Genomic DNA, 21,315 nt, shown 5'->3' on the forward strand with positions numbered 1-21,315 from the left:
GCTCTGAATGGAAAAGGAGATCGAGCTATGAGTTTAGTGCCCTATGTAGTAGAACAGACCAACCGGGGAGAGCGTTCCTATGATATCTTTTCCCGGCTGCTGAACGATCGGATCATCTTCCTGTCGGAAGAGGTAAACGACACCACCGCCAGCCTTGTGGTGGCCCAGCTGCTGTATCTGGAGGCCCAGAACCCGGATCAGGACATCCAGTTTTATATCAACAGCCCCGGCGGCTCTGTCACCGCCGGCATGGCCATCTACGACACCATGCAGTATATCAAGTGCGACGTGTCCACCATCTGCATCGGTATGGCTGCCAGCATGGGCGCGTTCCTGCTGGCCGCCGGCACCAAGGGCAAGCGCATGGCGCTGCCCAATGCGGAAATCATGATTCACCAGCCTTCTGCTGGAACCCAGGGTCAAATTACCGACATGGCGATTCACCTGAAGCGTTTGGAGACCATCAAAAAGCGCATGAACCATATCCTTTCGGAGAATACCGGGAAACCCCTCGATGTGGTGACGGCGGACTGCGAGCGGGACAACTTTATGTCCGCAGAAGAGGCTATGGAATACGGCCTCATTGACAAAGTGATCGAGAAGCGCTGATACGAGGGAAAGGGGGGCGTACAGCCCCCTTTTTCTGCGTTAGAAAGAGGTGACTGACTATGGCCAAAAACGACGAGAAACGGGCGATCCGCTGCTCCTTCTGCGGCAAGCACCAGGACCAGGTGGCGAAGATCATCGCCGGACCCGGGGCCTATATCTGCAACGAGTGCGTCCATCTGTGCATGGACATTCTGGATAACATGGCCCCGCCGGAGGAACAGATCTCCCCGGATATGCCTGACATCATCCCCAGCCCCAAGGAGATCAAGGCCTACCTGGACGAATACATCATCGGCCAGGACACGGCCAAGGTCGCCCTGTCTGTGGCGGTGTATAACCATTATAAAAGAATTTACTTCGGCGGCGGCGACGATGTGGAGCTGCAGAAGAGCAACATCCTCCTTCTGGGCCCCACCGGCAGCGGCAAGACCCTGCTGGCCCAGACCCTGGCAAAGATCCTGAAGGTCCCCTTTGCCATTGCCGACGCCACCACCCTCACCGAGGCCGGTTACGTGGGCGACGACGTGGAAAACATTCTCCTGCGCCTGGTGCAGGCTGCCGACTACGACGTGGAGCAGGCCGAGCGGGGGATCATCTATATCGACGAGATGGATAAGATCGCCCGGAAGAGCGAGAATACCTCCATCACCCGGGACGTCTCCGGCGAAGGGGTGCAGCAGGCTCTGCTGAAGATCCTGGAAGGAACGGTGGCCAACGTGCCTCCCCAGGGGGGGCGGAAGCATCCCCACCAGGAGTTCATCCAGGTGAACACCAGAAACATCCTCTTCATCTGCGGCGGCGCCTTTGACGGCGTGGAGAAGATCATCGAGAAGCGGATCAACCAGAAGGGCATCGGCTTCGGCGCAGAGATCATGGGCAAGGAGGAGCTGGAGCAGCGCAAGGTGCTCAGCCAGATCCAGCCCCATGACCTGCTGAAGTTCGGGATCATCCCCGAGCTCATCGGCCGTCTGCCGGTGATCACCGCTCTGTCTCCCCTGAGCCGGGAGGATCTGGTGCGCATCCTCACCGAGCCGAAGAACGCGCTGGTGAAGCAGTATCGCAAGCTGCTGGAATACGATATGGTGAACCTGGTCTTTGATCCGGGCGCTCTGGAGGCCGTGGCAGATAAGTCCATGGAGCGGGGCATCGGAGCCAGAGGCCTGCGTGCCGTGCTGGAAGAGGTCATGACGCAGATCATGTACGACATTCCCTCGGACGGCACCATCACCGAGGTTCACATCACCCCGGAGAGCGTCAAAGACGGCGCAGAGCCGATGCTCGTCCGGGACCCTGACCGGACCCCCCGTCCTCCCCTTGGGGCTGCGGCCCTGCGGGCCCAGAGCGGCGGCCTGGCCCGGCGGGACGGAACAGCGTAAGCAAACAGTGGGCGGAGGGGATGACTCTCCGCCCTTCCTGTCTCTATCATAGCAACTGGCATCCCGGCGGCAGCGCCGGGGACCGGGGCCCTCAAAGGGTCCCGCGAAAGGAAGTGAATTGGTATGCCAGAGGAAGAAAAGACCAATCGACAGACCATCCCGGCCCTGGCGTTGCGGGGCCTTGCGGTCTATCCCAAAATGTTGATCCACTTTGACGTGGGGCGTGAGATGTCCATCAACGCCCTGGAGGAATCCATGACCTCCAACCGGCCCATCTTCCTGGTGGCCCAGAAGGATATCCGGGTGGAGAACCCCGGCCGGGATCAGCTCTTCACCATCGGCACCGTTTCTGTGGTGCGGCAGATCCTCCGCCTGCCGGGGAAATCCGTGCGGGTGATGGTGGAAGGCCAGTACCGGGCAAAGCTGTGGGACCTGGTGCAGACCGATCCCTACCTGGCGGCAGAGGTGGAGCAGGTGGAGTTCCCCAAGGACCCGGAACTGGAGAGCAAGGGGAACACCCTGCGGGCAGAAGCAGCCATCCGGCAGGCGTACGAGCTCTTTGACCGGTACGCAGAGCTCACCCCCAAGAACACCGCCTCTGAGATGCTGATGAATATTATGTCCAGCGAGGATGCGGGCTATATTGCCGACTTCATCGCCCAGAATGTCTCCATGCGGGTGATGGACAAGCAGTCCATTCTGGACGAGCTGCGTCCGGTGCAGCGCCTGAACAAGATGAACCGGCTGCTGCGGCGGGAAGTGGAGATCCTGGAGATGGAGCAGAGCATCCAGCGCCGGGTGCAGGAAAACATGAGCCAGAACCAGAAGGACGCCTTCCTGCGGGAGCAGGTGCGGGTGATCCAGGAGGAACTGGGAGAGGACGGCGAGAACGAGATCGCCGGCTACCGCCGCCAGATCGCCGACGCCAAGCTGCCGGAAGAGGTGGAGGCCAAGCTGCTCAAAGAGGTCATCCACCTGGAGAAGCAGCCCTTCGGCTCGGCGGAAGGCTCGGTCATCCGGAACTACCTGGATGTGTGCCTGGAGCTGCCCTGGACCAAGACCACCAAGGAGCGGGTGAACGTCCAGGCGGCGAGAAAGATCCTGGACGATGACCACTTTGGTTTGGATAAGGTCAAGGACCGTATTTTGGAGTTCCTGGCCGTGAAGCAGCTGGCACCCGACCTGAAAGGACAGATCATCTGCCTGGTGGGCCCTCCCGGCGTGGGCAAGACCTCCATTGGTATGTCCATGGCCCGGGCCATGAACCGGAAGCTGGCCCGGATCGCCCTGGGCGGCGTCCACGACGAGGCGGACATCCGGGGCCACAGAAAGACCTATGTGGGGGCCATGCCCGGGCGGATCATCAACGCCCTGCGGCAGGCAGGCACCCGGAATCCCTTGCTGCTGCTGGACGAGATCGACAAGCTGGGCAGCGACATGCGAGGCGACCCCGCAGCGGCCCTGCTGGAGGTGCTGGACAGCGAGCAGAACGGCACCTTCCGGGACCACTTTGTGGAGCTGCCCTTTGACCTGTCCGACGTGCTCTTTGTGACCACGGCTAATACCACCTCCACCATCCCCAAGCCTCTGTTGGACCGGATGGAGGTCATTGAACTGGCCAGCTACACCGACGAGGAAAAGTTACAGATCGCCAAAAACCACCTGCTGCCCAAGCAGCTTAAGCGCCACGGCCTGAAGAAGAGCCAGCTGCGGGTGACTGACGACGCCATCCGTGAGAGCATCGTGTCCTACACCCGGGAGTCCGGCGTGCGTATCCTGGAGCGGGAGCTGGGGGCCCTGTGCCGCAAGGCGGCCATGGCCATCGTCTCCGACGGGGCCAAGCAGGTGCGGGCCACCAGGGACAACGTGGAGACCTACCTGGGTCCCCGGAAGTACCACCCGGAGAAGAACGGCATGGAAAACCAGGTGGGCCTGGTCAACGGCCTGGCCTGGACCTCTGTGGGCGGTACCCTGCTGGAAGCCGAGGCCAACGTGATCCCCGGCAGCGGCAAGGTAGAGCTCACCGGTAACTTGGGTAACGTGATGAAGGAGTCCGCCCGGGCCGCCTTCACCTATATCCGCAGCCGGGCTGTGCAGCTGGGGGTCCCCGCAGATTTCTATAAAGAGAAGGACATCCACGTCCACTTCCCGGAGGGCGCAGTGCCCAAGGACGGCCCCTCGGCGGGCATCACCATCTGCACCGCCATGGTCTCTGCCCTCACCGGCATTCCCGTCCGGGGCGACGTGGCCATGACCGGCGAAGTGACCCTGCGGGGCCGGGTGCTGCCCATTGGCGGCCTGCGGGAGAAGTCCATGGCGGCCCTGCGCAACGGCATCCACACCGTGATCATTCCCCAGGAGAACGCATCCGATTTGGAGGAGATCGACCAGACGGTGCGCAGCGCCCTGCAATTCATCCCCGTGTCCCACGTAGACCAGGTGCTGGCCCACGCCCTGGAGCATCTGCCCCTGGCAGAGCCCTCTGACCTGGGGGAGATCCCCAGCGGGATGCCGGAGGCAGGGACCCACGCACCCCTCCATCAGGCCTGAGAGGTATGCTATGAAGTTTAACACACAGAACGCGGAGTTCATTCTCTCCGCTGCGAAAATGGCGGATTGCCCCCGGGACGATCTGCCCCAGATCGCCTTTGCCGGACGGTCCAACGTGGGGAAATCCTCCGTCATCAACCGTCTGCTGGGCCGGAAGAACTTTGCCCGGGTGGGTTCTGCCCCGGGCAAGACCACCCATATCAACTATTTCCGCATCGACAAGCAGGTCTACTTTGTGGACCTGCCGGGCTATGGCTACGCCAAGGTGTCCAAGCAGGAGCGGGCCCGCTGGGGCAAGCTCATTGAGCAGTGGTTTGCCGACGCCAATCTGCTGACTCTGGGTATCCTGCTGGTGGACCTGCGCCATAAGCCCACCAAAGATGACTGCACCATGGCCCAGTGGTTCAAGGACAGCGGAAAGCCCTTTGTGGTGGTGGCCAACAAGCAGGACAAGATCAAAAAGAGCGAGTGGGAGCCCAACCTGGCCCGGATCCGGGAGACGTTGGAGCTGCCGGATACGGTGCCCATCATCTCCTTCTCCGCGGAGAAGGGATTGGGTAAGGAAGAACTGCTGGGTGTGATTTTGGATCACATCCACGGCGGGTACAAGCAGGAGAAAGAGGACTAAACAGAGACAAGAGAAAAGGAGTGATTGGATGAAACGGAGCGGGGGGATCCTTCTCTATGGCATTCTGGCAGGATTCTGCATTGGGTTAGGCGGCACAGTATTTCTACGCCTGAAAGACGCCTTCCCAGGCGGTCAAGTGGCGGGGGCGTTCCTCTTTGCCATCGGATTGTTCACCATCTGTACCCGAGGGTACCTCCTTTTCACGGGAAAAGCCTGTTACCTCTTCGACAACCCCTGGCCGGGGTATCTGTTTGATCTGCTGCTCATCTGGGTGGGCAACTTCCTGGGCTGCATGATTTTGGGCGGCCTGGAGAACCTCACCGGCATCACCGGCACGGAGGCCGGGGTGGACGCTGCGGCGGCCGCTCTGGTGGCGGGCAAGATGAATTCCTCTTTGCTGAGCCTCTTTGTGCTGGGCATCCTGTGCAATGTGTTCATTTTCATTGCGGTGAATGGGTATGCCAACAATCCCCACCAGCTGGGCAAGTACCTGGCTCTCTTCCTGGGCGTGGCCATCTTCATCCTCTGCGGCACGGAGCATAGCGTGGCAGACATGTATTACTGGTGTGTGTCCGGTACGCTGTATGACCAGCCGGGAGAATCCCTGCTGCGCCTGGTGGTGGTTTCCCTGGGCAACGTGGTAGGCGGTGTGCTGCTGCCCCTGGCCGAGAAGGCCAAGGCACGCCTGGATGAGAAGCAGGCGGCCAACGTGTAACACCAAACAACAAGCAAAAGACGCTGCGGTTTCATTCCGCAGCGTCTTTTTTATCCTTCGTCGGTGAACTTGTAGCCAATGCCCCAGATGGTCTGGATGTACTGGGGGGCGTCGGGGTTGGGTTCGATCTTTTTCCGCAGCTTTCGGATAAACGCCATGATGTTGCTGGCGTCCATCAGGTATTCGCTCTCCCACACAGCCTGGTAGATCTGCTCCTTGGTAAAGACTTCTCCCCGGTTCCGGGCCAGGAAGCAGAGGATGTCGAACTCCTTGGGGGTGAGGGGAATGTCCTGGCCCGCCCGGGTGACCCGGCGGAACCGGGGCTGGATCACCAGGTCCCGGCACTGGATGGCGTCGGGGGCCGGGGGCGGGGTGTCCCCGGGCTGGGCCTCCACCATGAGGCAGCTGCCCGGGGTTTGGAGCAGGTCTTCCAGGCTCTCCTGCAGGTCTTTGGCCCCGGGGAGCTCCGCGGGCGCCAGCCGGAGCTTGTCCGACAGCCAGGAGAGAAGGGAGGCGTCCAGGGTGAGATAACTGATGGGTTTCTTCATGGGGGCGCCTCCTTTCTATATGAGGGTGTGGTATTTTTTCAGGTACCGGGCTTTGGCGGCGGAGACCAGCAATAAATAGAGCAGGACCACCGTCACCAGGAAGGCGAAGTACCACAGGGGCAGGGCGGTGAGCCCCAGCAGCTGGGCCAGGGGGGTGTAGGTCACGGCGGTGAAGCAGAGAGTGCCCAGCAGGGTGACCAGGAGCACCGGCTTGGAGGGGAGGGTCTGAAGGAAGGGAAGCTTCTTGGACCGAAGCAGGTGAAGGATGAGCACCTGGGTCCACATGGACTCCAGGAACCAGCCGGTGTGGAAGAGGGCCAGGAAGAGGGCCTGCCCGCCCGGGGTCAGGGCGGCGAAGGGGCCGCCGCAGAGGGTGGGGCAGAGGAAAAAGTAGAGGAAGAGGAAGGTGGCAATGTCAAACAGGGAGCTGATGGGCCCAAAGGAGAGCATGAAGCGTCCCAGGGTTTTGCCGGACCAGTCGTGGGGGGAGAGGAACTCCTCCGGGTCCACCCGGTCGAAGGGGAGGACGATGCACAGGGCGTCGTAGAGGAGGTTGAGCAGCAGAAGCTGCACCGCCATCATGGGCAGGAAGGGGAGGAAGGCGCTGGCGCAGACGATGGAGAGAATGTTGCCGAAGTTGGAACTGGCCGTGATCTTAATGTACTTGAGCATGTTGACGAAGGTCTTTCGTCCTTCCAGAATACCCTGTTCCAGGACCCCCAGGTCCTTGTGGAGGAGCAGGACGCTGGCGGCGTCCTTGGCGGCGTCCACGGCGTTTTCTACAGAGATGCCTACGTCTGCTTTCATGAGGGCGGGGATGTCGTTGAGGCCGTCCCCCAGGAAGCCTACCGTGTGGCCGTTGTCCTGGAGGGCGGTCATGATGCGGACCTTCTGCCCAGGGGTGAGCTCGGCAAAGACGTGGATCTCTTCCACCAGAGTCCGAAGCTGTGCGTCAGAGAGCCGGTTGAGTTCCTCTCCGGTGAGCAGGCCCTGGGTGGAGATCCCCACCCGGCGGCAGATGGACAGCGCCACAGCGGCCTGGTCGCCGGTGAGGATCTTGGGGGTGAGGTTTCGGGCTTTCAGGGCGGCCACCGAGGCGGCGGCAGAGGTTCGGGGGGCGTCGAAAAAGGCCAGGTAGCCCAGCAGGGTCATGTCCTTCTCCTGGGAGAGGGAGAGGGTCTCCTGCTGGTCCGTGTCCTTGCGGGCCACGGCGATGACCTTCATGCCGTCTTCCAGCAGCTCCTGGACCACAGCGTTGACGCTGTCCTCCGGGTGGTCGGGCAGAGGGAGGGTCTCGCCCCGGTACTCCACCTGGCGGCAGCGGGCCAGGACTTCCCGGATGTCTCCCTTCATGAGCAGCTGCTGCCGTCCCTGGCTGTCCCGGGTGAGGACGGTGACCACCTTGCGGGAGTAGTCAAAGGGGAGTTCATCCAGCTTTTGGGTGGTGGCCGCCAGGTTCCGGAAGTGGTCCTCCCGACCGGGCATGGTCTGGCAGGCCAGGATGGCGGTGTCGATGGGGTTGTGCACCCCGGAGTGGAAGTGACTGTTGAGAAAGGCAGCGTCCAGAACGGTGGGACTTTCGTTGCCCAGAATATCCATGTAGTATTCCAGCAGGATGCCGTCCTGGGTGAGGGTGCCGGTTTTGTCCATGCACAGCACGTCCATGCTGCCGAAGGCCTGCATGGCGTTGATGTTCTTGACGATGGTCTGTTTCCGGGAGAGCAGGGTGCTGCCCCGGGCCAGGCAGGCGGAGATCACCATGGGGAGAATCTCCGGGGTGAGGCCCACGGCCACGGACAGGGCGAACACAAAGGCGTTGAGCCAGTCCCCCCTGGACAGGCCGGAGATCACAAAGACCACCGGGACCAGCACCGCCATAAAGCGGATCATCACTCCGGCGATAGAGTTGGCCCCCTTTTCAAAGGCGGTGGAGCCGGGGTGCTGGGTGCGCAGGAAGCTGCCGTAGAGGGTGTCCTTGCCCACGGCGACGACAACACCTTCGCCCTTGCCGCTGATGACGGTGGTGGCCAGAAAGGCCAGGTTTTCCAGCTGGGGCAGAGGGGTGGTCTCTTCGTAGGAGATGGTGCGGCTGCTCTTTTCCAGGATGGCGCTCTCTCCGGTGATGGCAGACTGGGAGAGGAAGAGGTCGGTGGTCTTGACCAGGCGCAGGTCCGCAGGGACCCGGTCTCCGGCAGACAGGCAGACCACATCACCCACCACCAGGTCCTCTGCGGGGATCTCCACCAGTACCCCGCAGCGCCGCACGGTGACTTTGGTGTGCACCATGCGGTCCAGCTGCCGGACCGCTCGGATGGCGTGCATCTCCTGGGTAAGGCGGATGGCGCCGCTGAGGAGGATCATCACCAGCAGGATCAGGAAGGTGGTGACGTTCCGGGTTAAGTTGGAGGCCAGGAGCACGTCGGTCACCAGGGAGATGAGGGCGATGACCGCCAGAATGATGGTAAAGGGGTTGAGAAAGGCCCGTCGGAACCCATGGAGCAGGGCGTGGCTTTCCCGGGGGTCCAGGATGTTGCGGCCGTAGGCGTGGGCCATGGCCTCCGCCTGCTGGGGAGAGAGCCCCTGGGGCGAGGTGGACAGGTCCCGGTAGAGCTCCTGCGGGGAGGCATGGGCGTATTTCTTCATGCGGCTGTTGAGCCAGGCTGAGGTCACCAAGGCAGGACCTCCTTTCAGGGGTTTTCCTTATTTTATCATAAAAAACCGGGGGATGGGTCGGGAGAATCCTTGCTTTTTTCTTGCGTCTGAGAAATGACGTGGTATGATGGAGGAAAGGAGGGATGTTCCATGGGATTTTGGTGGTATCTGTTGGTCATGGACCTGGTGGTTCCAGGGATCATGGTGTATTTTGGCTGGCGATTTGTCCACAATCCTCCTGAGGAGATCAATGGCCTGTATGGCTACCGGACGGCCCGTTCCATGAAAAACCGGGAGACCTGGCAGTTCGCCCACGGGGTGTGCGGGCGGTTCTGGTTCCGGTGGGGACTGGTGCTGATCCCTCTGACCATTTTGGGCCTGGTGCCGGCCTGGGGCAAGCCGGTGAGCAGAGCTTCCTGGATCGGACTGCTGATCTCCCTGGTGCAGCTGCTCTTCCTGGCGGGAGCCATCGCACCCACGGAGCGGGCCCTGAAGAAAACCTTTGACCATAACGGGATCCGGCGAAAGAAGGAAACGTAAAGAAAGGATTTCTCTTGACAAAGAGAAAACGATTGTATAATATGAAGTTAACTTCACAGGAAGCTAACTTCATATCGTGGGGTGAGAGAATGAAAACAAAAGTAAAGGAGTGTCGGCTGCAAGCGAACCTAACTCAGCAGCAGTTGGCGGAGCGGGTTCATGTCTCTGCCCGCACCATTATCTCCATCGAGAAGGAAAAATATAGTCCTTCCCTGATGTTGGCCTACCGTATGGCTCAGGTTTTTGGAGTGACGGTGGAGGAGTTGTGCTGCCTGAAGGAAAACATGGAACGGGAGGACCGAGAGAATGAAGATTTACAGTAAATCGAACTTTGCCATTGGACTTGGGCTGACGGTCATTGGCCTGGCTCTGCTGGGGGTAAATCTGTGGAAAGGTATGACCTGGAAGGGAATCTGCCTTTCGGTTTTGTGCCTGGTTCTTGGAGTAGGTGTTATCGTCCGCAGCTTGTCCCAGCATATGAGCCGAGAGGATGCGCTCCAGAGCAAGGACGAGCGGAATCAGCTGGTGAAGCTCCGCTCTCGAGGGATATCCTTTTTGTGGGCGGAGGGTTTTTGCTTCCTGTTTTTACTGGGGAGTCTTGTGGTTCGCCCGGTGCTTGGGCCGGCTGCGGTGGGGATGGTCACTGCGTTTGGTGTGATGCTGGGTGCGATGTTTGCCCTGGAGCTGGTAACCTTACTGTATTACGAGCGGAAGCTGTGACGATTGGAAGGAGTAGTTTTGTTGGGATCGTTCTATGCCTTAGTTCCTGCGGGTGGAGCCGTTATCATTACAAAGGCGTTCTTCCAGATTGAGTGCTGGGTCCGGCGCATAGGTTCCATTGATTCCAGCGTATGCGGGGCAGAGAACAGGGGTGCAGGGAAACGGTGATTTTCTCCTGGATGAGTATATGCGTTGGCTGCTCTTCTGCCAATCAAACCGTGTCGAATCCCTCTGGACTTTCGGAACAGGGAGGCTCTGTGGAGGTAGAGATGGAAGGGGTTAGGGGCCTTACCATTCTGGAAAATGGGATAATTGATATTGTCGCTTTCTTTTCTATGTATGCTCCATTAAAGAGATTTTAGTAGATAGTTCTTTTATAACTGATGGAACGTCCAGCTTGCCCGGAGGATTGTGCTTGCCACACTGAGAGAAATCTCCCCAGAACAGCAAACCGACCGGATCCAGGGCTATTGCCGGGCGTTTTTGTTTCCAATGGCATGATTGGCGTTCATCCATGGCAAAGCTATACGGAGAGCCAAACTTGTGCTATGATAAGAGTGCAAGTCTGGCTCTCCGTTCCTTTAGAGGAGAGACTTCAATGCGTGAAAAATCACAATCGGATTTTGCGAGAAGGCGGGGATCAGCGCAAGGATGGGAGGTATCGGTTCCGTGCATCTGCGTGTGGCAAACGCTTAAAATGGCCCGTTGGCAAAGCGGCTTTCTTTACCAACGCCTTTACCAATATTGCAGGAAAAAACATGAGAAATCCTGAGAAGATTCGAGAAGAACTATAGGACGTGTAAGGAGTTATAAAAAGATGACCAAAATACTTTTCGTGTGCCACGGCAATATCTTGAAATGTCCCGAAAAATCCTGTAAAATTAATGGTTTCACGGCTCAAATAGGCGCTTACTACACCACTACTACACCATTTTTGAAAGAGCCTTGAATGACGTGATTATGTGAAAACATGAGATATGATAAAGCGGCAGTTTCCCAAGAACAAGGAAGCTGCCGCTTGCTTTATGTGGTGAACGATATATCCTGCTTTTTCAAGCTCCAAGACGGCGGTGCGAATAGCATCGATACTTTCTTTGTTGATATGAGAAAGTCCCGCAAGGGTGTAGTCCCAGTTTTCCGGAAGCGACAGCATTTGAGAAAGCAAGCCCTTTGCCTTTAGGGTCACTTCCTTGTTTCGCAGGTGGTGATTGCTCATGACGGTATAGCCCTTGTTTTTCTCTACTCTGAAAACTGCCATGATTTCTGCTCCTTTCATTTTTATTTGTTACGCAGTTAAAGGGCGATTTTGAGGAAAAAGGTATATTCCCCTTGCTTTGCCAAAACCGCCCTCAAAAAGCCTTGTATTTCAAGCCTGTATATGCCTCTACTTCGTAACATGGGCATGAAAAAAGCGGTGTTCTTATACTTCCTTTACAGAAGCAAAAGATCACCGCTTTTATGATTTCCTATTTAATTTTAATTTCCACAACATACCTTTCGTATCTGTGGTAAAATAACTTTATTCGCAAGAGTTTTTACAGCACATCAAGGCTTTTTCCTCAAAAGTAGTAAATTGGTAGTAAATTCAATCTGTTCTCTTGCAAATATCCTTGTATTTTAAGGGGTTTGAGGGTTAATTATTAAAGTTTTTTTATAAATATATGCTATATTAATACTAATATCGTTATATATTCGCCAATGTCGTTATTTGGAGTGAGAGTGTGAGAGAAAAAACTTGTTGTTTTACCGGCCATAGAGACATCCCTTCTGGAGCATATCAACGCATCTTTAGCAAGACTGAAGAGATGGTTGAGAAACTTATAAAGGAAGGTTATCTTTACTTTGGCGCAGGTGGTGCATTAGGATTTGATACTATTGCGGCGTTTACTGTGTTGAAGCTAAAAGAAAAATATCCTGATGTGCGCTTAATACTTGTTCTTCCGTGCCTTTCGCAGACAAGAGGTTGGTCAAGTCACGATGTAGAGATATATGACGATATAAAAAGTCGCGCAGACAAGGTAGTCTATACCTCAAAAGAATATACAAGAGGTTGCATGCATAAGAGAAATCGTCACCTGGTTGATAATAGTTCTGCTTGTATTGCATACCTTACAGACAGCAAAGGTGGAACCGCTATACCGTTGACTATGCCCAAAAGCACGACTTGATTGTTTACAATATTGCAGACCATATTTGATCTGCCGTGGGAGGCCAGTATGAAGAAGAAAATAACCTTTGTTTTGCTTGCGGTTTTCTTGATATTAGGAACCGTGTTTGCAATCAGTGCATTTGCAAAAGATGATGTTACGCCCCAAGAAATGGCGTCGCGAATAGAAAATGCTATTCATGAGGTGCTCGGTGATGAGTACAAAAAGTAAACCGAAACCGTAGTAGCGGGCACGCTAAAATATGCGGATAAAGAAGGTAATGCAATCAATTATCACATTCTGAAAACCACATATTATGAAGCAGATCCCAATGCCGTTAAAGGACTAAATGTGGATGCGCTCGGTGTGTTGTTTGATCCTGAAGGCGCTATAAGCTGTAAGGAAATGAAAATAAAAGATTGGGATGCAGCACTCTATGCGTTTGATGAACTCTCGTATCTCTGTTGGACTGATACACCGGAAGTGAGCTATGTTTTGGAATATAATCCTGACACAATACCAGACGAAGAGATAATAAAAATGGCTGAGAGTGCAGAAGCATCAAAAGAATAACTGAATATACTATCGTCAAAATTTGACGAACAATTTGAGGGGTCACGGTCTACGGACCCCTCAAAGCGTTTGAATGAATATAATGAAGGGTAAATGCTTCGTGTCACTTCGTATTTTCTCGGAATACGGAGGTATACATGAACCTGAGAGAAATAAGAACAAGTCGAAAACTTAAAGTACAAGAAGTATCAGATTATCTGTGCTGCTTGCCATCTGTTTACAGTCGGTACGAGAACGGCAAACGAGAGCCGTCCATCGATATTCTTCTGAAGCTGTCGAAGTTGTACAGCGTCTCAGTGGATTACCTGATCGGAAACGATGAGGTCGTTGACACAAGCATAACCAAAAACGAAGCAATAATGATTAAGGCCATGCGCCAGGCTGACGAGAGAGCCAGGCAAGATGCGCTGGTATTGTTAGAGCGCCACAGAGTAAGCAAATAAAAATCTAAACAGAGAGATGCAGAGTGACACAAAAGCTTTGCTCTCTTTATATCCTGGAAGCACTGTGAAAACGGTGCTTCCTTTTTTATGGTCGCAAGAACGCACGCATTTTTGAAGGTATGACTTTTGCGGTCTAACAGAAAGAAAAGTGCGATCTTACACGGCAATTTTGCCAAAATGGCGATGGTATGAGTTGATGTTGCCGAAACGGCGATAGAACCAAAAACACCTCAACATTATAATAGAGATGAAGTATAATCACATCTTTCTGAGAGGACAAAGTGCGAGGTTAAAATGGAAAATGCGATCTGCGAGTATTACTCAAATGTAACCCCTAAGCCTGTAGACTGGCTGTGGTATCCGTACATTCCTTTTGGGAAACTGACAGTTATCCAAGGGGATCCCGGCGAAGGTAAATCGACCTTCGTACTTAACTTGGTGTCTCTTCTGACGAACGGACGCCCTATGCCCGACGGATTCAGAACCCCTAAACCTCGTGTTGCAATCTATCAGTGTGCAGAAGACGGTATGGCCGATACCATCAAACCGCGACTTGAGCAAGCTGGAGCTGACTGTGAAAAGGTCGCCTATATCATCGATGACGATATTGCCTTAACACTTGAGGATGGCAGAATTGAGTCTGCCATCAAGGAAACAGGAGCAAGCGTTTTTATTATTGATCCGATTCAGGCATTTATTCCGCCCGACGCTGACATGCAGAGCGCCACAAAGATGCGTTCTGTATTGAGGAAGCTTGCAAATACAGCTGAGCAAAATAATTGTGCTGTTATTCTGATCGGTCATATGAACAAAGGTAGTGGTGCTAAAACGCTATACCGTGGACTTGGTTCCATAGATATTGCCGCTATAGCAAGAAGCGTTCTGATGATTTCCAGGGACGAATCAAGGCCTGGGATCCGGTATATGTATCCGATTAAATCCAGCCTGGCTCCTGAAGGGTCGGCTATTGCCTTTTCCTTCAAGGATGGTGGTGGCCTGGAATGGCAAGGCCGATATGAGTTAAATACATCGGAGTTAATTGACAGCGTCACTGTTAAAACATCAAAACGAGATAAAGCTCGCGCAAAGCTTCTCCAGATGCTTGAGTTTGGTGATAAACCTGCTAAGGAAGTATATGCCTGTCTTGCAGACATTGGTGTTGGTAGTCGAACAGTTGAAAAAGTCAAAAAAGAATTGCAGATTAAGACATACCGTTCCGGTGGATGCTGGTATTGGAGCTTGCCCAAAATTAGAAACTAATGGAGAGAACCGCTGTGGCAAAAATAAAAGTAAGTTACAAGCCGTTATTTAAGTTGCTTGTAGATAAAAACATGAGAAAAAAGGATCTATGCGCATGCGCAGGAATCAGTCCTGCAACGATGACAAAAATGGGAAAATGCGGTCATGTCACAACCGAAGTATTGGGAAAAGTTTGCCGAGCACTGGATTGTGATCTGAACGATATATTTGAGTTTATTTATTTGGATGAGGAATAGAGATGGACAATCTTGTTTGGAATGTTTTCTACCACGATATGAATAGAAACAAAATCAAAACATTTAATGTGTTTCAGCATGGTGGTTTTAGAGAAGACATTCAGAAGCATTTTAAGAAATATAAGGATAAAACAGTTTTTGCAGAAGAACTGAGACGATCTTTATTCTATTACTTCTGCAGTAAATGCGAATGGGAGGTAATTATTGCTCCCTGGTGCGGCGGCAAAGGAACTGAAGACATCAAAGTTGATGTCTATTGGCAGGTAATGAATAACTGGGAGATATTCCTGGACTATGTATGGTATTCGAAAAGGAAAAAGTGATGATGAGTACGACCCATGAAACAGAAAAAGTATATAGAATTGGTGGCTATGTAAAACGAGCCAAGCTTAACCTTCGGAATGAGGGCGATATTAGAGCATTTCACCGTGGGATCTTTGAACGGCGTTTTGGCGGCTTTGAAGATGGTGAACTGGTAGATGTTTATATCGATATTACCGGATACAAGGAGACTTGCAAGCGTCCTGAGATGCTTCGTCTTATGCGTGACTGTGCTGAAGGAAAAGTTAATCTCATATTTGCGGAAACAAAGGGATATCTGGCTGCAAACACAAGAGAGTTTTGCTATTGGCTCCATTTTATTTTCAACCTGGGTGATAGGGTCGATATTATCACAGATGACGATCAATTCAACATCAATACGATTATGAACGAAGAACGGCAGCGAGAGGCGCTGATAAAAATGGCTGAAGACTACATATATCTTAATCCGCCGGACCACCAAAAGTGGTTAAGTGGCGTGGTTTCTGCCATCGCAAATTTAGGAGAGGACGGATAAGGATATGTCGGATGAAAAGAAAAAGGAAAATGACCAGACGAGTAGTGATACTACCGGTGAAACAGAGCGCAGACCAGCATGGAGGCCGCAGGATGCAGACCGTGAATATTTTCGGTACGAAACGAAAAAAAGAATACAGCATTATACAGTGCCTCCCCAAACAATTTTCAGACCGGCTAAGCCAGCACCGACGATTCGAGATGAAGATCATAAGCGAGTTGCTGTGTATGCCCGTGTCAGCACCAAAAGTAAAGAGCAGGTTTCTTCTATAGAAAACCAGACGAAGTATTATACCGAGAAGATTGCAAAGACTCCGAACTGGGAGTTGGCAGAGATATACAGTGACGAAGGTAAATCTGGCACTTCGAAAAAGTGGCGTCCTGATTTTAAGCGTATGCTGGAAGACGCTGCAAAAAAGAAAATGGATCTAATTGTGTGTGCCAGTGTATCTCGTTTTGCTCGTAACATCTCCGACTTGATTGAAGAGGTTCGAAAGCTCAGAACTACGAACCCTTCTAATCCGGTTGGCGTTTACTTTGAAACTGAGGATTTATATACGCTGGATCCCAATATCAATGAACGACTGCAGATGCAAGGCTTGTTTGCTGAATGGGAATCTGGAAATAAGAGCCGCCGTATGATTCTTTCCTATGACCAAAGAATATGTACGGGGCAATTCCCATTATCTGATTTGCTGGGTTTGCGCCACACTATTGAAGGTGGTTTCGTTATTGAAGAAGACGAAGCCATTACTGTGAAGTATATTTTTATCGCTACTGCATGCGGACATACTGCCGAAGAGATTGCGGATGTGCTGACAGAAAAACAAAGACCAACTTTACGCGGTAGAACAGAATGGACGCCACAGATGGTGAAAGCAATCATGGAAAACGAACGCCGTTGGGGTGATCTGGAGGTCCGTAAACGAGTTGTTATTGACTACAAAGAAAAGGTTACTGCAAAGAATGATGGTATTCGTGAAGGCGCATATATACCTGGATATCATACTGGTATAGTCACGCCGGAGCTCGCCAGAGCAGCTCACATGATGAGGGCAAGTAGGTATAAGTTCGGTAGCGTTCCGGATGTCTATGTCATCAACGAGGGAGCACTAAAAGGCTTCGTGAGCATTTCACCTACCTGGAGTGGAATTGATAATCAGGCTTTTCAGGATATCTCCAGACAAGTGTATGAGGACGAGGAGTTTGAAGTTCTGCAGCGTGAAGCTAACATTTTAAGCGGTAAGGAGCACAGCAATGTGCTTTCCATGACATTGAATGATTACCGCGTAGCTCCTGGTGTCGTGTTTATGACTCGAAGTGATCCGCAGCTTACATTCTCCAATCGAAGTCTGCGACTGAACGGTGTTTGCAGACAGAAACTTGGTGAACAGAAATATGTTGAGTTCCTATATCACCCTGTTTTGGAAGTGATTGCGGTTCGCAGTAGTTATGCCACAAACCCTAATGCGGTTCCTTGGGACGATTCAAAAGCATCTGCACTTCAGCTTTGCACATCTGCTTTTTCCGGTGCGATTTATGACAAGCTCGACTGGATGAAGAAGTACAAGTTCCGTTTCCGTGGAATCACTCGTATTCGTGATGGTGAGAAGATACTATTCTTTTTCTTGGACGAGCCACAAATCCTTGTTGGTAAAGACAAAAAGCGTTTGGACGCGCTTGATACTACCGACTCAACCGCAAAGTTTATTCCGTACAAAGAAAGTGAACTTGCAGAGTCTGCCGGGAAGGTGTCTGCTGTGGCATATCCGGAAAATTGGAGAGAACATTTCGGCGTGAGCTATGAAATTAAACAGAAACGAAGCAGCGTGATTGACGCTGTGTCTGCTTCTGATATTCGTAACCGTGGCACCAAAGTAATAAATCCCTTTATTGGGGATATTCCGTCTCAGAGAGAGCTCGAAGATGAGTTGGAGCAGCTCTACGAGGCCATGTAATGGGAGGACAATATGGATAACGATCAAATCACATTCCTTGGTGCTACGGAAAGTTCCACCGTTAGCGACCAAACAGAAGGATATACCCCGAAGGAACAGGAACTAATTCGACAACTGGTTCAAGAACGCTTAGGCAAGAAAAATGCCATTGAGTTTGAGTCACTCGATGACTATGTAGTGCCACCTAAGATGTTCTTCTCAATGATAAAGAAACCAGCCGTTAGCATTCGCGCAAACAGGCTGGAGTTCAGCATGTCTGCGATTCGATTATTTGAGGGTGTGCAGCATATTCTTCCCATGCTTAGTGAACGGAAGAAACGCATGGTTGTAGCGATCTGTGCTGAAGAAGAACTTTCTTCTATTGAGTGGGCCAGGTTGAAAAAAGACAAGTGGGTTAATCGCTCTATTTCCTGTCCGGAATATGTTCAGAACATCTATAAGATGATGGGCTGGAACAAGAATTGCCGTTACAAGGTGTACGGCCATCTTTCTAACTCTGAACGAGGACTGGTATTAGTATTCGATTTAGCTTCTGCTGTTATGTTCGATCCGCTGCCAGAAGAATATTTTGACAAGCGTTCCGGCAAAATGAAAAAGCGTATTAACAAATATTACCCGGATGAAATCCGTATGAAACTTGGCCGGAGCTATTCGGACTATGAAGCTACGCAAAGAATGAGCAGCTTTGAGTCCTTGTCTGGGTATATGGATACAGCCGGATCAACGGTAGCTTCGACAGTTTCTGATGAAGACGCAGCTGCTATTAGCATCCAGGAGCAAGAGCGCAAGCGTGAGGCTCTACTTGGCACTATTATAAGAAACGGAGGCGAAGGAGATGGACAAGGTAACAGCTAAAGAAAAATCACATGTAATTGAGATGACATTGCAAGGGGCTCGTAATTGCATTAGTGTTGGCAAGGGCGTTATTAGGGCTTTAGGGGAACCCAGCCATGTATCATTGAAGATATCCGATAACCATGATTCTCTCAGTGTATTTCCTTGTGACGAGGATGATGTAATGGCATTTCGAGTTCCGGTAAAACTTTTGACCGATCATCATTGTGTCATGAAGATCAACAGTAAAAGGTTTGTACATGGAATTATGAGATCTAACAACATGGATATCACCAGAACATACACGCTTTCAGGAGAATACATCAAAGATATGAATACATGCGTATTTTCACTTGTTGATGGCGTAACTATGAGAACACTTATAGTTAGAGGGCGACAGACATCAGATGTACAAGATAATTGAAATTCAGCCTATAGAAGGAAATCTTCTTTATGTACATAGTTCCATTTTGAATTGCAGGTGCGAGGTTAAAACAGCAACTATTGGTGAACGAGGGCTACTTCTTGTTGATGTTGGTGATGAGATAATAGGACCACATCGTATCCTGTTGAGTATTGTAGAAAGCGTAACAGTATCCCCAGATAAAAAGTTCATTACCATAGAAACTGAGCACTCAATCTATAAGCTGGAACGGATTGATTGAATTAAAAAAGAATGTGCAAATTCTTGAAAAAACAGGAATTTGCACATTTGTCGTTTCAATTGGTTTATAGTATAATTGGGGTGTCCTCAAGGGAAGAAATCGCTTCCACTTGACAAGACCCGAAATTTGAATACAATAATATGTGACCCCCAAGCCACTGTGTCTGGGATGTGTGGGACGGGTATCATTATTCAGGGTAGAATAGTGCACGAAAGTATTTTCAGCAAAAAAGCCCTATCCGGTACTGAAATGATACCAAAACAGTACAACACACCTTTGAGACATAGAAAATTGGTGGGATTACCCATGGAAAACTGGCCTTTATTGGGATTATATCTCACTTCCGGGACTATAATAAATCCTGATTTGCCGAGTGGGAGTGACCTGGAGGCACCCAAAAGCCTGATATGACTGGGTTTTTGAGGGGTTAAGTCCCTCTGTGGCAACGATTTGGCATGATGTATAAAAGAGAGCGAACTGATATCCATTGGTCAGTTCGCTCTCTTTTTAATTACATAATGTTTCCCATATATTTTTAATGCTATCGCGAATTGTAAACCATTGGTCACTGAGGATTGCATAGTAGTTTTTGTCGCGTTTCAGAAAATTTGTAGCGGTCAGTGTATAAATACTTTGCAAAATTATATGCTGTGTATTCCAAAGGTGCGGCAGAGAACGAAGTAAAACGTGTATGGCAGGAAAGATTAATTAAAATATGCAGAAAACATCTTGACCAATTGTTTGATGACAAAGATGATGAGCTTCGGCATGTCTATCGATGAGGGGCGTATTTACTATCAAAAAGCCTTGGCTGGATATGAGGAACTTTCAGAGATCTGTAAGGATGCTTTTGCCTCAAGTCTTGCCGACACACATTTGTCCTATGCCAAGCTTTTGATTAAGGCTGACGACTTTGCCTCTGCAAGCATCCACTGCAGAAAAGCCATCGACCTATACACGGCATTAGAAAAGCAAGCATCTGCTGTTTATCATGATAATCTGACGGAAGCTTATGGTACCTATGTAGCAATTCAAAAGTCTGTTGACAAATAATACCCTCTCTTCAAAAAAATACGCAAAGCGTAAAAGATGTGCATCAAAAAAACATTAACGCACATCTTTTACCGTACTTTGCTTATTGAATACCCGAGTTTGGTGATAAGTTTTATTGTTTCCGTGGCGGTTTTTCTGTCGTATTCCTTTTCCACTTCCGGAAGATCGTTATAAGGCACTAAACACGGAGTTTGTTTTTTCTGGTCATCACGAGTTGGACCATATGTCCATCCTTGCATAATTCTTGATTGTGCCCATATATTATGAGTGTTCTCTGCAAGCATTTCTGTAAGCATAAGTAAATCGTGTGTTAGTTCAATCTCTTTAGTACTTATTGGTTTGGGGGAAAACATTTGTTAAGCTCCTTCTGCATAAGAAAGGGGCTGGGAAGAAGGGGTATTTCCCCAGCCCCTTTCTGCTGTTACCACTTGCTGTGATAAGTGGTATATCCGCCACCGAAGGTATTCTTGTAAGTATGCGATTTCCTTCCATTGTCATGATATGTAGTCTTGCCTCCACCGAATAAGTTGTTGTAGGTGCGGGATTTGCTACCATTATCATGATAGGTAGTATACCCACCATCAAAAGCGTTCTTATAAGTATGAGATTTGGTGCCATTGCTGTGATAAGTGGTTTTGCCGCCAAACAGATTGTTGTAGGTGTAAGACTTGCTACCATTGCTGTGATAGGTTGTGTAACCGTCTCCGAAAAGATTTTTGTAAGTTCTGCTTGCCATTGTTCTTACCTCCGTTATTTAAGTATTTGGGATTGATTTCCCATGACAGGGAACCCGGAGGGGTGCCGGATTCCCTGTTTCGGCCGGTCATCAGCCGGCCTCATCAGATGGGTTTAAGGAGGGGGTATGTATTATCACTAATAAAGATGGAGCGATGCGCTGGGATTACTTGATATAGCTTCTTACTGTGCCGTTTGTGTTGTAGATGGTGTTGCCACGCCTGTAACCTGTGCAG

The 21,315-nt window shown here is 51.4% G+C and carries 24 protein-coding genes and 1 pseudogene; 20 read left to right on the plus strand and 5 right to left on the minus strand.

The annotated features are described in order from the left end of the window. Positions 1 to 27 precede the first annotated feature (27 nt). The 5 genes from clpP (at position 28) to SOR61_RS06545 (ending at position 5,878) form a co-directional block, all read left to right on the plus strand. Positions 28 to 609 carry an ATP-dependent Clp endopeptidase proteolytic subunit ClpP gene (gene clpP / locus SOR61_RS06525; protein WP_320611862.1) on the plus strand — a complete coding sequence of 194 codons (582 nt, stop codon included), beginning with the start codon at positions 28 to 30 and terminating at the stop codon, positions 607 to 609. Positions 610 to 668: 59 nt separating this feature from the next. After that, positions 669 to 1,985, plus strand: coding sequence for an ATP-dependent Clp protease ATP-binding subunit ClpX (gene clpX, locus SOR61_RS06530; protein ID WP_320611863.1), 1,317 nt, complete (start codon positions 669 to 671; stop codon positions 1,983 to 1,985). Positions 1,986 to 2,108: 123 nt separating this feature from the next. Then, positions 2,109 to 4,535 carry an endopeptidase La gene (gene lon, locus SOR61_RS06535; protein ID WP_320611864.1) on the plus strand — a complete coding sequence of 809 codons (2,427 nt, stop codon included), beginning with the start codon at positions 2,109 to 2,111 and terminating at the stop codon, positions 4,533 to 4,535. 10 nt (positions 4,536 to 4,545) lie between these two features. Next, complete coding sequence (gene yihA / locus SOR61_RS06540; RefSeq protein ID WP_320611865.1) at positions 4,546 to 5,163, plus strand: ribosome biogenesis GTP-binding protein YihA/YsxC; 618 nt, start codon at positions 4,546 to 4,548, stop codon at positions 5,161 to 5,163. A 28-nt stretch (positions 5,164 to 5,191) separates the two neighbouring features. Beyond that, on the plus strand, positions 5,192 to 5,878 hold the full coding sequence (locus SOR61_RS06545; protein WP_320611866.1) for a formate/nitrite transporter family protein: 687 nt from the start codon (positions 5,192 to 5,194) through the stop codon (positions 5,876 to 5,878). Positions 5,879 to 5,928: 50 nt separating this feature from the next. On the opposite strand, the gene SOR61_RS06550 is transcribed toward SOR61_RS06545, so the two are convergent. Further along, positions 5,929 to 6,426 (minus strand): winged helix-turn-helix domain-containing protein, encoded by a 498-nt coding sequence (locus SOR61_RS06550; RefSeq protein ID WP_320611867.1) that lies wholly within the window; start codon positions 6,424 to 6,426, stop codon positions 5,929 to 5,931. Positions 6,427 to 6,441: 15 nt separating this feature from the next. Then, complete coding sequence (gene mgtA / locus SOR61_RS06555; protein ID WP_407066516.1) at positions 6,442 to 9,096, minus strand: magnesium-translocating P-type ATPase; 2,655 nt, start codon at positions 9,094 to 9,096, stop codon at positions 6,442 to 6,444. 132 nt (positions 9,097 to 9,228) lie between these two features. Between mgtA and SOR61_RS06560 the strand changes: the two genes are divergently transcribed. The 3 genes from SOR61_RS06560 (at position 9,229) to SOR61_RS06570 (ending at position 10,338) form a co-directional block, all read left to right on the plus strand. After that, complete coding sequence (locus tag SOR61_RS06560) at positions 9,229 to 9,618, plus strand: SdpI family protein (RefSeq protein ID WP_320611868.1); 390 nt, start codon at positions 9,229 to 9,231, stop codon at positions 9,616 to 9,618. 89 nt (positions 9,619 to 9,707) lie between these two features. Beyond that, the gene (locus SOR61_RS06565; RefSeq protein WP_320611869.1) at positions 9,708 to 9,941 is read left to right on the plus strand and encodes a helix-turn-helix transcriptional regulator; all 234 of its coding nucleotides are present in this window, start codon (positions 9,708 to 9,710) and stop codon (positions 9,939 to 9,941) included. Beyond that, positions 9,925 to 10,338 carry a hypothetical protein gene (locus tag SOR61_RS06570; protein ID WP_320611870.1) on the plus strand — a complete coding sequence of 138 codons (414 nt, stop codon included), beginning with the start codon at positions 9,925 to 9,927 and terminating at the stop codon, positions 10,336 to 10,338. The genes SOR61_RS06565 and SOR61_RS06570 overlap by 17 nt, the downstream gene beginning before the upstream one ends. Before the next feature lie 1,033 nt (positions 10,339 to 11,371). Here SOR61_RS06570 and SOR61_RS06575 read toward each other — a convergent pair. After that, a pseudogene (locus SOR61_RS06575) lies at positions 11,372 to 11,596 on the minus strand (helix-turn-helix domain-containing protein); the annotation flags it as partial. A 463-nt stretch (positions 11,597 to 12,059) separates the two neighbouring features. Here SOR61_RS06575 and SOR61_RS06580 point away from each other — a divergent pair. The 12 genes from SOR61_RS06580 to SOR61_RS06635 all read left to right on the plus strand — a co-directional run bounded on the left by SOR61_RS06580 (position 12,060) and on the right by SOR61_RS06635 (position 20,344). After that, positions 12,060 to 12,506: an SLOG family protein gene (locus SOR61_RS06580; RefSeq protein ID WP_320611871.1), complete on the plus strand. Its 447-nt coding sequence runs from the start codon at positions 12,060 to 12,062 to the stop codon at positions 12,504 to 12,506. A 48-nt stretch (positions 12,507 to 12,554) separates the two neighbouring features. Next, positions 12,555 to 12,716, plus strand: a complete 162-nt coding sequence (locus tag SOR61_RS06585) for a hypothetical protein (protein WP_320611872.1) — start codon at positions 12,555 to 12,557, stop codon at positions 12,714 to 12,716. Between the two features lie 120 nt (positions 12,717 to 12,836). Further along, positions 12,837 to 13,058: a hypothetical protein gene (locus SOR61_RS06590; protein ID WP_320611873.1), complete on the plus strand. Its 222-nt coding sequence runs from the start codon at positions 12,837 to 12,839 to the stop codon at positions 13,056 to 13,058. A gap of 137 nt (positions 13,059 to 13,195) precedes the next feature. Continuing rightward, a complete protein-coding gene (locus SOR61_RS06595; protein WP_320611874.1) occupies positions 13,196 to 13,501 on the plus strand; it encodes a helix-turn-helix transcriptional regulator in 306 nt (101 codons plus the stop codon). A 294-nt stretch (positions 13,502 to 13,795) separates the two neighbouring features. Next, positions 13,796 to 14,761 (plus strand): AAA family ATPase, encoded by a 966-nt coding sequence (locus SOR61_RS06600; RefSeq protein ID WP_320611875.1) that lies wholly within the window; start codon positions 13,796 to 13,798, stop codon positions 14,759 to 14,761. A gap of 23 nt (positions 14,762 to 14,784) precedes the next feature. Then, entirely contained in the window at positions 14,785 to 14,997 is a 213-nt protein-coding gene (locus SOR61_RS06605) for a helix-turn-helix transcriptional regulator (RefSeq protein ID WP_320611885.1), read from the plus strand. A 2-nt stretch (positions 14,998 to 14,999) separates the two neighbouring features. Further along, positions 15,000 to 15,320, plus strand: coding sequence for a hypothetical protein (locus tag SOR61_RS06610; RefSeq protein ID WP_320611876.1), 321 nt, complete (start codon positions 15,000 to 15,002; stop codon positions 15,318 to 15,320). 2 nt (positions 15,321 to 15,322) lie between these two features. Next, positions 15,323 to 15,835, plus strand: a complete 513-nt coding sequence (locus SOR61_RS06615) for a recombinase family protein (RefSeq protein WP_320611877.1) — start codon at positions 15,323 to 15,325, stop codon at positions 15,833 to 15,835. A gap of 4 nt (positions 15,836 to 15,839) precedes the next feature. Further along, positions 15,840 to 17,792, plus strand: a complete 1,953-nt coding sequence (locus SOR61_RS06620) for a recombinase family protein (protein ID WP_320611878.1) — start codon at positions 15,840 to 15,842, stop codon at positions 17,790 to 17,792. 12 nt (positions 17,793 to 17,804) lie between these two features. Then, on the plus strand, positions 17,805 to 18,647 hold the full coding sequence (locus SOR61_RS06625) for a hypothetical protein (RefSeq protein WP_320611879.1): 843 nt from the start codon (positions 17,805 to 17,807) through the stop codon (positions 18,645 to 18,647). Next, the gene (locus tag SOR61_RS06630) at positions 18,628 to 19,050 is read left to right on the plus strand and encodes a hypothetical protein (protein ID WP_320611880.1); all 423 of its coding nucleotides are present in this window, start codon (positions 18,628 to 18,630) and stop codon (positions 19,048 to 19,050) included. Before SOR61_RS06625 ends, SOR61_RS06630 begins: the two co-directional genes overlap by 20 nt. Positions 19,051 to 20,059: 1,009 nt before the next feature. Then, a complete protein-coding gene (locus tag SOR61_RS06635; protein ID WP_320611881.1) occupies positions 20,060 to 20,344 on the plus strand; it encodes a hypothetical protein in 285 nt (94 codons plus the stop codon). Positions 20,345 to 20,412: 68 nt separating this feature from the next. Here SOR61_RS06635 and SOR61_RS06640 read toward each other — a convergent pair whose 3' ends face one another. After that, a complete protein-coding gene (locus SOR61_RS06640; protein WP_320611882.1) occupies positions 20,413 to 20,697 on the minus strand; it encodes a RyR domain-containing protein in 285 nt (94 codons plus the stop codon). Between the two features lie 68 nt (positions 20,698 to 20,765). Next, the gene (locus tag SOR61_RS06645; protein WP_320611883.1) at positions 20,766 to 21,080 is read right to left on the minus strand and encodes a hypothetical protein; all 315 of its coding nucleotides are present in this window, start codon (positions 21,078 to 21,080) and stop codon (positions 20,766 to 20,768) included. Positions 21,081 to 21,315: the final 235 nt, after the last annotated feature.

Origin of the sequence: Evtepia sp. (assembly GCF_034090835.1) — a bacterium.
GTDB lineage: Bacteria > Bacillota > Clostridia > Oscillospirales > Oscillospiraceae > Evtepia.